General features: G+C 73.1%; 10 protein-coding genes. 7 read left to right on the forward strand and 3 right to left on the reverse strand.

Annotated elements, in window-relative coordinates:
* Positions 1–63 precede the first annotated feature (63 nt).
* The gene (locus ACIBFB_RS00630; RefSeq protein WP_397225403.1) at positions 64–2,580 is read left to right on the forward strand and encodes a LuxR C-terminal-related transcriptional regulator; all 2,517 of its coding nucleotides are present in this window, start codon (positions 64–66) and stop codon (positions 2,578–2,580) included.
* A 304-nt stretch (positions 2,581–2,884) separates the two neighbouring features.
* Positions 2,885–3,733, forward strand: a complete 849-nt coding sequence (locus ACIBFB_RS00635) for an AMP-binding protein (protein ID WP_397224645.1) — start codon at positions 2,885–2,887, stop codon at positions 3,731–3,733.
* Between the two features lie 52 nt (positions 3,734–3,785).
* Here the strand turns inward: ACIBFB_RS00635 and ACIBFB_RS00640 are convergent, their stop codons facing one another.
* Complete coding sequence (locus ACIBFB_RS00640; protein ID WP_397224647.1) at positions 3,786–4,310, reverse strand: ATP-binding protein; 525 nt, start codon at positions 4,308–4,310, stop codon at positions 3,786–3,788.
* A gap of 343 nt (positions 4,311–4,653) precedes the next feature.
* Here ACIBFB_RS00640 and ACIBFB_RS00645 point away from each other — a divergent pair, with 343 nt between their 5' ends.
* The 5 genes from ACIBFB_RS00645 to ACIBFB_RS00665 all read left to right on the forward strand — a co-directional run bounded on the left by ACIBFB_RS00645 (position 4,654) and on the right by ACIBFB_RS00665 (position 11,139).
* Positions 4,654–5,640 carry an ATP-binding protein gene (locus ACIBFB_RS00645; RefSeq protein WP_397224649.1) on the forward strand — a complete coding sequence of 329 codons (987 nt, stop codon included), beginning with the start codon at positions 4,654–4,656 and terminating at the stop codon, positions 5,638–5,640.
* A 373-nt stretch (positions 5,641–6,013) separates the two neighbouring features.
* On the forward strand, positions 6,014–7,618 hold the full coding sequence (locus tag ACIBFB_RS00650; RefSeq protein ID WP_397224651.1) for an ABC transporter substrate-binding protein: 1,605 nt from the start codon (positions 6,014–6,016) through the stop codon (positions 7,616–7,618).
* A gap of 46 nt (positions 7,619–7,664) precedes the next feature.
* Entirely contained in the window at positions 7,665–8,642 is a 978-nt protein-coding gene (locus ACIBFB_RS00655; RefSeq protein WP_397224653.1) for an ABC transporter permease, read from the forward strand.
* On the forward strand, positions 8,639–9,532 hold the full coding sequence (locus ACIBFB_RS00660) for an ABC transporter permease (protein ID WP_397224655.1): 894 nt from the start codon (positions 8,639–8,641) through the stop codon (positions 9,530–9,532). The genes ACIBFB_RS00655 and ACIBFB_RS00660 overlap by 4 nt, the downstream gene beginning before the upstream one ends.
* Positions 9,529–11,139, forward strand: a complete 1,611-nt coding sequence (locus ACIBFB_RS00665) for an ABC transporter ATP-binding protein (protein ID WP_397224657.1) — start codon at positions 9,529–9,531, stop codon at positions 11,137–11,139. The genes ACIBFB_RS00660 and ACIBFB_RS00665 overlap by 4 nt, the downstream gene beginning before the upstream one ends.
* A gap of 39 nt (positions 11,140–11,178) precedes the next feature.
* On the opposite strand, the gene ACIBFB_RS00670 is transcribed toward ACIBFB_RS00665, so the two are convergent.
* Both ACIBFB_RS00670 and ACIBFB_RS00675 read right to left on the reverse strand, forming a co-directional pair.
* Positions 11,179–12,021, reverse strand: a complete 843-nt coding sequence (locus tag ACIBFB_RS00670) for a GNAT family N-acetyltransferase (protein ID WP_397224659.1) — start codon at positions 12,019–12,021, stop codon at positions 11,179–11,181.
* Positions 12,022–12,112: 91 nt separating this feature from the next.
* The gene (locus tag ACIBFB_RS00675; protein WP_397224661.1) at positions 12,113–13,744 is read right to left on the reverse strand and encodes an alpha/beta hydrolase; all 1,632 of its coding nucleotides are present in this window, start codon (positions 13,742–13,744) and stop codon (positions 12,113–12,115) included.
* Between the last annotated feature and the right edge of the window lie 73 nt (positions 13,745–13,817).

The raw sequence follows: 13,817 nt of genomic DNA on the forward strand, positions 1-13,817 counted from the left end.
CCTTTCCTCCGCACTGGTGAAGACCTTCCCCGACCGCCCCTACATGTGAAGGCCATGGCACCTCTGACCGCGCCCGCGCGGCACAACCTCCCTCGGCCGGGAACCGGCTTCGTGGGCCGTGAGCGGGATCTGAGCGACCTGCTCCGACTGCTGGGATCCAGCCGCTCCGTCACCCTGTGCGGGTCCGACGGTCTCGGCAAGACCCGGCTGGCGCTGCGGGTCGCGGAGCAGTCCACCGTCTCCTTCCCCGACGGAGTGTGGATCGCCGACCTCACCGACGCGGGCACGGCCCTGGAGGTCCACGCGCGCGTCGCGAACGCGGTGGGCGTGGTGGAGGAGCCAGGGCAGCCGATGTCGACGACGGTGGTCGAGGCGCTGCGCTCGCGCCGCCTCCTGCTGATCCTGGACGCGTGCGAACACATCGCCGACGTGGTCACGGAGGTGGGCGAGGTCCTGCTCACGGAGTGTCCGGCGGTGACGGTACTGCTCACCAGCCGGGTTCCGATCCGGCTGAGCGGCGGCACGGTGTGGCGGGTACCGCCGATGGCGCTGCCCGTGGCCCCGCGCAACGCCCCGCCGCCGGACCCCGCCGGAGCCGAGGCCGTCCGCCTGTTCCTGGACCGGGCCCGCGCCCGCGACCCGCGCTTCACCGTCTCGCCCCCGGAGCTGGAGTCGGTGGCGGTGCTGTGCGACCTGGCCGGAGGGGTTCCGCTCGGGATCGAGGTGCTCGGCGCGAGCGCCCCCGGGACCGGGCCCGACGCCCTCGCCGAGGGTCTGCGCGCCCACCTGGCGTCGCCGGACGTGCGCCCGGGCCCGGGTCAGGCGGTGGCGCGCAGCGAGGTGCTGCCGCTGGTGCTGGGCTTCGTGTACGCCAACCTGACCGAGCGGCAGCGCCTGCTGCTGTGCCGCCTGTCGGTGTTCCGCGGGTGGGACCTGGAGCTCGCCGAGCAGGTGTGCGCCGACGAGGAGCTGCCGGAGACCGAGATCCTCGACCTGCTGACCTCTCTGCTCAACCGGTCGCTCATCACGGTGACCGGTGAGTTCGAGGGGCGGGTGCGCTACCGGCTGCCCGAGGCGGTGCGCGGGTTCGCCCGGGAGCGGCTGGCCGCCCGCGGCGAGGCCGAGCGCTTCCAGGAACGGCTGTTCGCGCGGATGCTGCGGCTGGTGGAGGACCTGGGGCGGCGGTTGGAGTCGAGCCAGGCGATGCCCTGGACCGAGCGGGACTCGGGGCGCCAGCGGGTGATCGCGGAGTTCTCGACGCTGCGCTCGGTGCTGCGCTGGGCGCACGAGCACGGGGCCGCCGAACCGGGCCTGCGGCTGTGCGTGAGCCTGGTCGCCCACTGGGTCAGCCACCAGTGCTACTCCGAGGGCGCGCACTGGATGGATCTGCTGCTCGGGCTGGAGGACGCCGCCAAGGCTCCCTCACGGGCCCGGGCCCTGGTCGGGCGGGCCCAGCTCGCGCGGGTGCGGCGTGACCACGACCGTGCCCTGGCCCTGGGCGAGGAAGGGCTGCGGCTGTGCCGCGACGCGGGCGACGACGCGTTCGTGCGCACGTGCCTCAACCTCCTCGCGCTGGTGGAGGTGCGCACCCGGGCCGGGGACCGCGCCGCGGTGCGGGTGGAGGAGGCCCTGCGGCTGTGCCGGGACGCCGGCGACCTGTGGGGTGAGGCGATCGCCCTGGGCACGCGGGCCGCCCTCGTCGCGCAGCAGGGCGACTACCCGAGCGCGGACCACCACTACAACGCGGCGCTGACCCTGCTGCGCGGGATCGACCACCGCTGGGGGGTCGGCGTCATCCTCATCGGCCAGGCGGGCGCGGCGGAGGCCAACGGCGACCTCATGACCGCCGACCGCTGCTACCGGGAGGCCCTGGACACCCAGCGGCTGATCGGGGCGGTCGCCGAGGAGGCCCGCTGCATGTCCGGCATCGGGCGCGTCGCCCACGCGCAGGGGCGCATCGAGCAGGCCTACGACTACCTGAGCGAGGGCCTCGGACTGAGCCACTCCACCGGGCAGCGGGCGGAGGCCGCGCGCACCCTGACCGCGCTCGCGCGGGTCGCGTTCGCCCGCAACCAGCGCGAGTCGGCCTGCCGTCTGGCGGGCGCGGCCATGGAGGTCCGGAGCCGGCTGGGACTGCCGACGCACCCGGCGCCGTGGCCGTTCGCGGACCAGGAGCGGGTCCGCCGCCGGCGGCGCCAGCTGGTCGGGTGGTGGGAGCAGGGGCGGGTGCTGGACCTGGCCGAGGCCGTCCGGGAGGCGGAGCGCCTGTCGGAGGAGGGTCGCCGGCCTCCGCCGCGGCGCCCGTCGGGCGGGCGGCGGGGAGGGACGCGGGCGAAGCGGGCGGAGGCCGCAGCCGCGCCCTCGCCGGAGTCGACCAGCCCGCAGCAGCGGCTGACCAGGCGGGAGTTGGAGATCGCGCGCCTGGTGAGCACGGGGAAGAGCAACCCGGAGATCGCCCGGACGCTTTTCATCACGCCGTCGACGGCCGCCCGGCACGTCGCCAACATCAACCGGAAGATGGGCTTCCACTCCCGTACCCAGATCACCGCCTGGATCGAGCGGCACGGCACGTCGGGCTGAGTACCCTGGCCATGTCGGCCCGACCGCCTCCCGGCCGCGCCGCGGGAGCACGCGTTCAATCTACATATGCATCTGCATCGCAACATGCATGTGCATCTGGCCGTGAACGCGCTAGGCTTCCAGCCATGGGACCTCGGGCCCAACACCACCCGAGGTCGGTGGAGAACCGTGCCAGGACGAGGCGCTCCCAGGGGAGGGGATCCGCGCCGACCGCCCGGCACGGTGGGCCGGGCTCGCCACGTGGAGGGGGCGTGACGAGCCCGGATAGCCGAACCACCGCCGCCTGGGACGACTGGGGGTACGCATGGGGGTAGCACTGACTGCGGGAGCCGGACGGCCGGGACACCAACTGCCACGTAGGGACGACCCGATCGGTTCTCTCACGGGGGGACTGTGCGAGCGGCTGCGGCTGCGCCCCGCGCGGGGCGGCACGATCCGCGGGCGGAGCGGCAGGGTGGACGCGCTGTCCTTCGCCGCCACCGTGGAACGGGCGGCCGCGGGACTGAGCCGCCGGGGCATGTGTTTCGGCGACGTCGTGGGGGTGCTGGCCCCCGTCTCACCCGAGCGCTTCCTGGCCACCTACACCGTGATGTCCGTCGGCGGTCGCGCCCTGCCGCTGGTGACCGCCTCCGACCTGGACACCCAGAGCGCCATCCTCGCCGAGACCGACACACGGCTGCTCCTGGTCACCGCCGACCTGGCCCAGACCGCTCTGGAGCTGGCCGAGCGCTCGCGGGTGCGCCAGGTGATCGCCTTCGGGGACGCACTCGGGACGACCCCCTTCGACGACCTCCTCCAGCCCAGCCCGGACGGCAGCGGCTACAACCCCACGCGCGGACTCTTCGACAACGGCATCCTGGGCTACGAGCGCACCAGCGACGGCGTCCTGGCCACGCTCTACCCGCACAGCGACCTGATGGCGCGCTTCTGCGACCTGCGGGGACGGCTGGACCTGACCTCCGACGACGTGGTCGCCGTGGACGAGAGCGGCGACGAGCCCACGCGGGTGGCACTGGTGGCGCTCGCGCTCTGGACCGGAGCGTGCGTCGTGGCCGGGGAGGACTCAGCCGTGCCGGAGGGACGGCGGGTGACGGTCCGCTGCGCCCCCGAACCGGCGCGGGTGGCCCACCCGCACGCCGATTCGATGTACTAGGGGACGCCTCCCGCGCGGTCCGGCGACCGCACGGGAACCCCCGAGAGCGGGCCTACTCAGCGCACGCCGCGCCGGGGTCGTCGATCTCGAACCACGCCACGTGGGTGGCCCCGCTCCAGTACTCACCGCTGCGGCTGGCGCAGCTGTCGACGATGAGGCGACCGCGCCCGTAGTCCTCGCCGTCCTCGCGCGAGTGCCCGTCGACGCCGTCGCGCTCGCCCTGGTCGGCGACGGCGACCCGCAGCCGTCCCGTGCCCGAACGCAGGAACAGCGTCATCACCCCGCCGGTCTGGCCCGAGCGCGAGTGCAGGAGCGCGTTGGTGGCGAGTTCGCTGACGGCGAGTTCGGCGTCGTCCAGGGCGCCCTCGCCATGGCCCTTCCCGGAGAGGAACCCGCGTACGCGCGCCCGGATGGAGCGGACGGCCGTGAGGTTGCCCGCGCAGCTCCAGACGGTGTTGTCGGTGGCGTCACCGGGCAGGTCTCCGAGCTCGATCGTCGACGCGACCGGCGGTGTGGGCGCGGTGTCCTCCGGGATCTCCGCGGGTACGTGTTCCCGGAGTTGCCTCGCCTCAGCCATCCGGTCACTCCAATCACCCGCGACGGCGCGCGGGTCGCGCAGCCTGCACTCACCTTAGACAAGGGTGGGCTTGGTCCAGAACAGCACACCCGGCGTCCCGCCGTCGCGGATCGGCCACAAAACGCCGTCTCGTGTCCTCCCCCGTGAGGACAAAGGAAACAGCGGAGAACCCAGAAGCACCCATGTGACGTGTAACACGTAGGCAATGCGGGACGGATGCGGCCGTTCGCCTGACAGGGACCCGATTCGGGAACGATCATCGTTATCAATCGTGGGGTCGTGACGCGACCCTCCACCGTGCGGACGGAGCGCCCTCCGGTCCGCACCCGACGCGGAGGACACCATGAAGATCGCGTTCGCGGGCAAGGGCGGCAGCGGCAAGACCACGCTCTCCGCGCTCTTCACCCGCCACCTCGCCGCGCAGCGGGTCCCGGTCGTGGCGGTCGACGCCGACATCAACCAGCACCTGGGCGCGGCGCTCGGCGTACCCGAACGCCACCTGGACCGCCTCCCCGCGCTGGGCGCGCACCCGGCCGAGATCAAGGAGATCCTGCGCGGGGAGAACCCGCGGATCGCCTCGGCGGAGGCGATGATCAAGACGACGCCTCCCGGCCGGGGGTCGCGCCTGCTGACGGTGACCGGCGAGAACCCGGTGCACGCCCGGTTCGGAGCCCCCGCCCACGGCGCGACGCTCATGGTCACCGGCCCCTACTCCGAGGAGGACCTCGGCGTCGCCTGCTACCACTCCAAGGTCGGCATGGCCGAGATGTACCTCAACCACCTGGTCGACGGGCCCGGCGAGTACGTGGTCGTGGACATGACCGCGGGCGCCGACTCCTTCTCCTCCGGGCTGTTCACCCGCTTCGACATGACCTTCCTGGTGGCCGAGCCGACCCTGCGCGGCGTGGGCGTGTACCGGCAGTACGCCGACTACGCGCGCGACCACGACGTCGAGATCCGCGTGGTCGGCAACAAGGTGCGCGACGAGGAGGACGTCGCGTTCCTGCGCGAGCACGTCGGCGACGCGCTCGCGGCGTGGATGTCGCACTCGGGGTTCGTGCGGTCGATGGAGAAGGGCCGCCACCCGGAGCTGGCGGACCTGGAGGAGGAGAACGTCAAGACGCTCGGGCGGCTGCGGGACATGGTCGACGCGACCCGCAAGGACTGGGCGCGGTTCACGCGGCAGTCGGCCGAGTTCCACCTGCGCTACGGCCGGGGCCGCGCCGACGCGGCGGAGTTGGCGGCCCAGATCGACCCCGGCTTCGTCATGGGACCGGAGGCGCTCGGAGTCAGGCGCCCCGCACAAGAAACGGACAAAATGGACAAATAGCCTGTTAAACACCACGGTTTCACTTCCCCCCGACATCGATTGGGGCACAACCTGGGCGTGGCGCGGACCCCGAACGCCCCGTGGGCGGCATGCGCACACGACCGCGTGTGGCGCCCGCGGGGACCGCCCCGAAACGGCAGGCCACCCAGGCTTTGCGGCGCCGCCGCGCCCCCGCGCCGCCGGCGCCCTCCGACGCCGTGCCGTGTGCCCGCCTCGCGGGATCACCGACGTTTGACGCCTCCCGGGGGTGACACAAGGATCGAAGCCCGGACCGATACCAGCCAGTACGCCCAGGCCCCGCCCCTGCTCGGGCACCTCCCCCAGGCCGCTGTGCCGTCCGGTCGAAGATCCCGTACCCCACACGAGGTGTCCCGTGTCGCCGCTGTCCGAAGAACCCACGCCCGCCCGCACGCACGCCCCCACCCGACGCTCCCTGCTCAAGGCCTCCGCCGCCGGCGCGGCCGTCGCGCCGGTCTTGGCCGCGTGCGGCGGGGACTCGGAGTCCGACGGCTCGACCGGAGGCGGCGAGCCCCAGCGGGGCGGACTCCTGCGGGTCGGCGTCGCCGGCGGCGGAGCGAGCGACACGCTGGACGCGCACGATCCCACCGACAACGTCGACATCGCGCGCAACCACGCCCTCTACGCCACCCTGGTGAAGTACACCAGGGACGGCGCCATCGAGACGGACCTGGCCGAGTCGCTGGAGCCCAACGACGACGCCACGGCGTGGACGGTCGTGCTCAGGGAGGGGCTGACCTTCCACGACGGCTCCCCCGTCACCGCCGACTCCGTGGCCTTCTCCCTGCGCCGCATCCTCGACCCGGACAACCCCATGCGCGGCGCGGGCGACATGCCCGGCGTCGACCCCGAGGCCCTGGAGGTCGTCGACGAGCGCACGCTGGTCATCCACGTCGACGAGCCGCTGGTGACCCTGCCCGAGGCGCTCGCCGAGTACTACAACTGCGTCGTCCCCGAGGGCTACGACCCGGACAACCCCGTCGGCTGCGGCCCGTTCCGCTACGCGGAGTTCGTCGTCGGCGAGTACAGCCTGTTCGAGCGGCACGAGGGCTACCACGTCGAGGGCCTGCCCTACGTCGACCAGCTGGAGATCCGGGACTTCCCCGAGGACGACGCGCGCGTCAACGCCCTGAGCAGCGGAACCGTCGACGTCATCAGCCAGGTGCCGCACGCCCAGGTCGCCGTCATCGAGGGCAACCCCGAGATGGAGATCATGGAGTCCGAGACCGGCATGTGGCTGCCGTTCACCATGCGCGTGGACCAGGCGCCCTTCGACGACGTCCGGGTCCGCCAGGCCTTCCGCCTCATCGTCGACCGCCAGCAGATGGTCGACCAGGCGCTGGCCGGGTACGGGCAGATCGGCAACGACATGTACGCCCGTATGGACCCGTCCTACCCCGAGGACTTCGACCAGCGCGACCAGGACCTCGCCGAGGCCCGGCGCCTGCTCGCCGAGGCCGGGCACGAGGACGGCCTGGAGGTCGAGCTGGTCACCGGTGACATCAGCGCCGGGGTGGTGGCCGCCGCCGAGGTGTTCCAGGAGCAGGCGCGCGAGGCCGGGGTCACCGTGAACCTGCGCCGCGTCAACGCCAGCGACTACTGGAACCCGGAGGAGGGCTTCCCCTACGCCTTCGGCCAGGACTTCTGGAGCGCGCGCAACTACATCACGCAGACCGCGCAGGGCTCCGTCGTGGGCGCCCCCTACAACGAGACCATGTGGGGCGAGGACGAGGAGTGGGTCGAGCTCGTCGAGCGGGCGCGCCAGACCCCCGACGCGGACGAGCGCAACGGGCTCATCCGGCAGGCGCAGCGGATCGAGTACGAGGAGGGCGGCTACATCGTGTGGGGCTTCGTGAACCTGCTCGACGCCCACTCCAGCCGCCTGAACGGCCTGGCGCCCGCCGTCTCCGGCCACCCGCTGGGTTCCTACTCCTTCCACGAGATGTGGATGGAGCAGTAGCGGTTCAGCGGGACCCCACAGCCGAGACCGCCACCGAAAGCACACCATGACTCGACTCATCGCCGTCCGCCTCCTCTTCGGCGCGCTGACGCTCTGGGCGGTGTCCGTCGTGGTCTTCGCGGCCACACAGGCACTGCCGGGCGACGCCGCCCAGCTGATCCTGGGCCGCGACGCCACGCCGGAGCGCCTGGAGGCGCTGCGCGACCAGCTCAACCTGCACCAGCCCGTGGCGGTGCAGTACACGCAGTGGCTCCAGGGCCTCCTCCAGGGGGACCTGGGCACCTCCTTCTCCAACCGCCAGCCCGTCGCCGGCTTCCTGGAGTCGCCGCTCGGGAACTCGCTGACCCTCATGGGGTTGGCGGCCCTGGTCGCGACGCCGGTCTCGCTCGTCGTCGGCGCGTTCAGCGCGCTGCGCCGGGACCGGGGCTTCGACCACACCGCGTCCCTGGGGACGCTGGTGCTGGCCTCCGTGCCCGAGTTCGTGGTCGGCATCCTGCTGATCCTCGTCCTGGGCCCGGGCGGACTCGACCTGTTCGCGTCGGTGTACTCGCGCACGGGCGGGCCCGACCAGTGGGTCCTGCCCGCGCTGACCCTCGCGCTGGCGGTGGCTCCGCCGATCGTCCGCATGATGCGCGCGACGATGATCGAGGTCCTGGAGAGCGAGTACGTGCAGCAGGCGCGGCTCAAGGGGCTGGACGAGCGGGTCGTGCTGTGGCGCCACGCCGCGCCCAACGCGATCGGCCCGGTGGCGCAGGTGATCGCGCTCCAACTGGCGTGGCTGGCGGGCGGTGTCGTGGCCGTGGAGTTCCTGTTCAACATCCCGGGGATCGGCAAGGTCCTCATGGACGCGATCGCCAACCGCGACGTTCCGCTGATCCAGGCCGTGGTCCTGCTCATCGCCGGGATCTACATCCTGGTCAACCTGCTCGCCGACGTGATCGGTCTGGCGGCCAACCCGAAGGTCCGGGTCTCGGCCCGCCGCGGGGCCCCGAAGGCCGGGAAGGGGAAGGTGACGACGCGATGAGCGCACCGACGACGGAACCCGGGGCCGGGAAGGTCGCGACGGCGGCCAGGCGCGGACCCGGGCTGCTGCGGACCGCGTGGGGCTTCGGCCGGACGAAGGCGGGCGCGGTCCTGACCGGGATCGTCGTCCTGGTCGCCGTGCTCGGCCCGTTCGCCGCCCCGTACACGCCGACCGAGTTCGTCGGCCTGCCGTACCAGACGGACGTGGACGGGGCCGTGTTCGGCACCGACAACCTCGGCCGCGACGTGCTGACCCGGTTCCTGTGGGGCGGGTGGACGCTGCTGCTGCTCGCCGTCTCGGCCGCCGGGATCGGTGTGGCCGTCGGCACGGTGGTCGGCATCGTCGCCGGATACCGGCGCGGGTGGCTGGACGACGTGCTCATGCGGTTCAACGACGTCCTGCTGGCCTTCCCCCAGCTGATCGCCGCGCTGCTGGTGATGTCGATCATCGGCCCGAAGGTGTGGCTGATCGTCGCGGTCATCGCCGTGTCCCACGTGCCCCGCGTGGCGCGTGTGATCCGCGAGGCGACCCGCGCGGTGATCGAGCAGGACTTCGTCAAGGCGGCGGAGGCGATCGGCCTGCCCCGCTGGCGGATCATGGCCGTCGAGATCCTCCCGAACGTCACCAGCCCGCTCCTGGTGGAGCTGGGCCTGCGGCTGACCTACTCGATCGGCGTGGTCGCGGTCCTGGGCTTCCTGGGCATGGGCCTCCAGCCGCCGACGGCCGACTGGGGACTCATGATCAACGAGACGCGCCAGGGCATGGCCGTGCAGCCGTGGCCGGTGGCCCTGCCGGTGGCCGCGATCGCGGTCCTGACCATCGGCGCCAACCTCATCACCGACGGGCTGTCGCGCGCGGCCATCGGCATCGACCGGGGGGTCGCGAAGTGACGCGAAGCGAACACACCGTTCTGGAGGTCGACGGCCTGACCGTGATCGGCCGTCCGTCGCGGGTGGAGATCATCTCCGACGTGTCGGTCAGCGTGCGGCGGGGCGAGATCCTCGGCCTGGTCGGCGAGTCCGGCTCGGGCAAGACCACGCTCGGGCTGTCCCTGCTGGCGCACTGCAAGCGGGCGACCGCGATCGCCCGCGGCCACGTGGCGGTCGACGGTCAGGACCTGGCCTCCCTGTCGGAGAAGGGCGTCCGCCGGTTGCGCGGGCGGGCGGTGGCCTACATCCCGCAGTCCCCGGCCTCGGCGCTCAACCCGGCGCTGCGGCTGCGGACGCAGTTGGGCGAGGCCCTGCACGACGCCGCCCTGCCCCGCGCGGCGGTGCTGGAGCGGGTCCGCGAGGTGCTGCGCGAGGTGGCGCTGCCCGACGACGACCGGTTCCTGCGCCGCTACCCGCACCAGCTGTCCGGAGGGCAGCAGCAGCGGGTGGCGATCGCGATGGCGTTCATCGGCCGCCCGGACGTGATCGTCCTGGACGAGCCGACCACGGGCCTGGACGTCACCACGCAGGCGCACGTGCTGGAGACCATCCGGCGGATGACCCGCGAGTACGGGACCGCCGGGGTCTACATCAGCCACGACATGGCCGTGGTCGCCGACCTGGCCGACGAGATCGCGGTGATGTACCGCGGACGGCTGGTCGAGCGCGGACGCACCGGCGAGGTGATGGCCGCTCCCCGGCACGAGTACACCCGACGGCTGCTGTCGGCCGTTCCCCTGCTGCGCACGGAGGGGCACGAGGCCGCCGAGGAGTCGCAGGAGCCGCCGCTGCTGCGGGTGTCCGGGCTGGCGGCCGGGTACGGGCGGACCCGGGTCCTGGAGGGGATCGACGTGTCGGTCTCCCGTGGCGAGTGCGTGGCCCTGCTCGGCGAGTCCGGCTCCGGCAAGACCACGCTCTCGCGGTCGGTGGCCGGGCTGCACCACCAGTTCACCGGCGAGGTGCTCTTCGACGGCGCACCGCTGGCGCGCAGCGGCTACCGGCGCACCGCCGAGCAGCGGCGCCGCGTGCAGTACGTGTTCCAGAACCCGTACGAGGCGCTGAATCCGCGCAAGCGCGTACGGGACCAGATCCTGGGCCCCTACCGGCACCTGGCCGGTCGCCCGGACGACCCGGACCGCGTGGTGGCCGAGGCCCTGGAGCGCGCGGCACTGCCCGCCGCCTACGCCGACCGGTTCCCGGAGCAGCTCAGCGGAGGCGAGCGTCAGCGCGTGTGCATCGCGCGCGCGGTGGCGACGAGGCCCGACCTGATGGTGTGCGACGAGATCACCTCGGCGCTGGACGTGTCGGTGCAGGCGGAGATCGTGACGCTGCTGCGCGACCTCCAGGACGCGGGGATGGCCCTGCTGTTCGTCACGCACAACATCGCGCTGGTGTCCAACATCGCCCAGCGGGTGGCGGTGCTGAACCAGGGCCGGATCGTCGAGTACGGGCCGGTCGGCCAGGTGATGGCCGACCCCCGGCACGCGTACACGCGTGCGCTCATCGCCGACACCCCGGACTTCCAGCCGTCCTTCGCGACGGCCGCGGACCAGGGTCCGGCTGTCTGAGGGGGCGGGTCCGCGCCGCGCCCCGGTCCGCCCTCCCCCTCAGAACAGCACCGACATGACCTCGCCGACCTGGCGGAAGCCGACGCGGCGGTAGGCCGCACGGGCCGGGGTGTTGAAGTCGTTGACGTAGAGCGTGACGCGCGGCGCGATCTCGGCGAGGGCGTACCGGACGACCGCCGCCATGCCCGACGTGGAGTGGCCGCGGCCGCGCAGGTCCGGGTGGACCCACACGCCCTGGACCTGGCAGGCGTGCGGCGTGACCGCGCCGATCTCGGCCTTGAACACCACCCGGCCGTCCTCGATCCGCGCGAACGCCCGGCCGGTGCGCACCAACTCCTCGATGCGCGCCCGGTACAGGGCGCCGCCGTCGCCGGAGTCCGGCGGCACGCCGACCTCCTCGGTGAACATGGCCACGCAGGCCGGGACCAGGGTGTTCAGCTCCGACGGCCGTACCCGGCGCACCTGCGGGTCGGCTGGCACGGCGGAGGGGGCGTCGGTCTCCAGGACGGGCTGGCTGGCGCGGATGACGCGGGCGGGCCCCCACGCGGGGGTGACCAGCTCCCAGAAGTCCCGCACCGCGCCGACGGGCCCGACGATCGAGGAGCACCGGCGCCCGCGCCAGCGGGCGTGGTCGGCGAAGCTGCGGATCGCGGCGGGTCCGGCGTTGACCGGGACCAGGTTGGCGCCGGAGTAGCACAGGGCGGTGAGGCGCCCGTCCTCGACGTGGCCCCACACCTCGGTCCCGCTGAGGCGCGCGGAGATCCCGGTCGTCATCAGGCGCGACGCGACGAAGACGTTGCCCACGGGGTCGGTGTCCAGGAGCGCGCGGACGGCCGCCCGGTCACGCTCTCCGAGGATCCGTACCGGCGAGGTCCGAAGCATCGCTTTCTCCCCCATCGTCCAGTCGGCCCCCGGTGGCCGCCGGAGGATTCGACCCGATCCAGTTCGCGCCGGTTACAGACTATTCGACGGGTTACCCGGGGTCGCCGGGGAGATCGGCGATGACCGCGGCGACCCCCTCCGCCGCCGCCCTGAGGTCCTCGCGGCGGGAGCTCGGGCGCGGCTCGGGCCGGCGCTCGCAGGCGACGTCGGGGCCGCTCGGCCTCCGGGCGGGCAGGGTTCCGCGCAGCAGGTAGGCGGCGACGAGCTCGTCGACGCACAGGTTCCCGGTGAAGGCGACACCGTGCGTGTGGCCGCCCTCCTCCATGACCAGGACCGAACCGGGCAGCCGGTCGCGCAGGGCGTGGGCTCCCTCGACGGGGGTGGCTCCGTCCCCGGACGCGTGCACGATGAGGGCCGGGCCGTCGAAGGCGCGGTGTTCGTGGGGCGCGTCGCCGACCTGGAACCAGTCGCCGGAGTCGGCGTCCCAGTCCAGGCACGGCGCGTTGTACCAGGCGTTGTGCCAGCCGACGAAGGGCGCCTCCTCGTGCGCCAGGCGGGCGTCGGTGCGCCAGGCGGACCAGTCGGTGGGCCAGTGCGCGTCGGTGCACTGGACCGCGAGGTAGCCGCCGTAGCTGCGGTCGTTGTCGGCGTGGTCGCCGTAGGTCCGGTGGAGGGTGAGCAGCCCGGTGGAGTCGCCCTCGTTGATCCGGGCGGACAGCGCCCGGGCCACGCCGGGCCAGGTGGAGTCGGCGTAGGCGACCACGAGGGCGGCGGTCTCCAGCTCGGTGGGGCCGACGGTGGCCTCGATCGGGTCGGCGCGCAGCTCGGAGCGTAGCCGGTAGTAGGCCTCGGCGACCTCGTCGCCGGTCCGGCCCAGGCGGTAGGTGGCGTGGTGGCGGGCGGCCCAGTCGAAGAAGTGCTGTGCCGCGCGCTGGAGGGCGCGGCTCTGGACGTGGTTGCTCTCGTACCAGGGGTTGTCGGGGTCGACGACGCTGTCGAGCACGAGCGAGCGGACCCGGTTCGGGTAGAGCGAGGAGTAGACGGTGCCCAGGTAGCTGCCGTAGGAGTAGCCGAGGTAGTCGATCCGGTCCTCGCCCAGCGCACGGCGGACGGCGTCCATGTCGTGGGCGGTGTCCTCGGTGCGGGTGTGGGAAAGGAGGCGTCCGGTGTTCTCGGCGCAGGCGCGGGCGTAGGCCTGGGCGTCGGCGCGCAGCGCGGCCTCCTCGGCCCCGTCGGCGGGCACGGTGTCCGGGCGGACCGGACTGAAGTAGTCGGGGTCGCAGGTGATGGCGGGGGTGGAGGCGCCGACGCCGCGCGGGTCGAAGGCGACCACGTCGTACACCTCGCGCAGCTCCTCGGGCATGCGCCCGTGGGTCATGGAGGCCCACCGGCGGGCTCCGCTGCCGGGGCCGCCGGGGTTGACGATCAGGGTGTGCCGCGTGGTGCCGGTGGCGCGGACGCGGGAGAGCGCGAGTTCGACGGTCTCGTCCGCGCCGGGTACCCGGTCGCCGCCCGCGGTGCGCACGAGCGGGACGGTCAGGGTGGCGCACTCCAGGACCTCGTCGCCGCGGGGTTCGAGGTCCTTGCACGGACCCCAGTCGAGCCCCGTGCGGTCGACGCGTGTCTCGGGCCGGGCGGATTCCGCCAGGGCGGGTACGGGGACGCCCACGAGCGAGGCCAGTAGGGCCCCGGCGGTGACGGTGGCCCGGATTCGTCGTCGCACTCGCGTTCTCCCCCTGCGCGTCCTGATGTCAAGAGGCATTGTCTCCGTTACCGAACGTGACATGCGGAAGCGA

The organism is Nocardiopsis sp. NPDC050513 (assembly GCF_044457925.1).
Classification (GTDB): Bacteria; Actinomycetota; Actinomycetes; order Streptosporangiales; family Streptosporangiaceae; genus Nocardiopsis.

Bases quoted from the DNA above. Each gene is read 5' to 3' on its own strand.
- ACIBFB_RS00660 (WP_397224655.1), top strand. From the start codon at position 8,639: ATGAGCGCACCGACGACGGAACCCGGGGCCGGGAAGGTCGCGACGGCG.
- ACIBFB_RS00640 (WP_397224647.1), bottom strand. From the start codon at position 4,310: ATGGCTGAGGCGAGGCAACTCCGGGAACACGTACCCGCGGAGATCCCG.
- ACIBFB_RS00655 (WP_397224653.1), top strand. From the start codon at position 7,665: ATGACTCGACTCATCGCCGTCCGCCTCCTCTTCGGCGCGCTGACGCTC.
- ACIBFB_RS00635 (WP_397224645.1), top strand. From the start codon at position 2,885: ATGGGGGTAGCACTGACTGCGGGAGCCGGACGGCCGGGACACCAACTG.
- ACIBFB_RS00645 (WP_397224649.1), top strand. From the start codon at position 4,654: ATGAAGATCGCGTTCGCGGGCAAGGGCGGCAGCGGCAAGACCACGCTC.
- ACIBFB_RS00670 (WP_397224659.1), bottom strand. From the start codon at position 12,021: ATGCTTCGGACCTCGCCGGTACGGATCCTCGGAGAGCGTGACCGGGCG.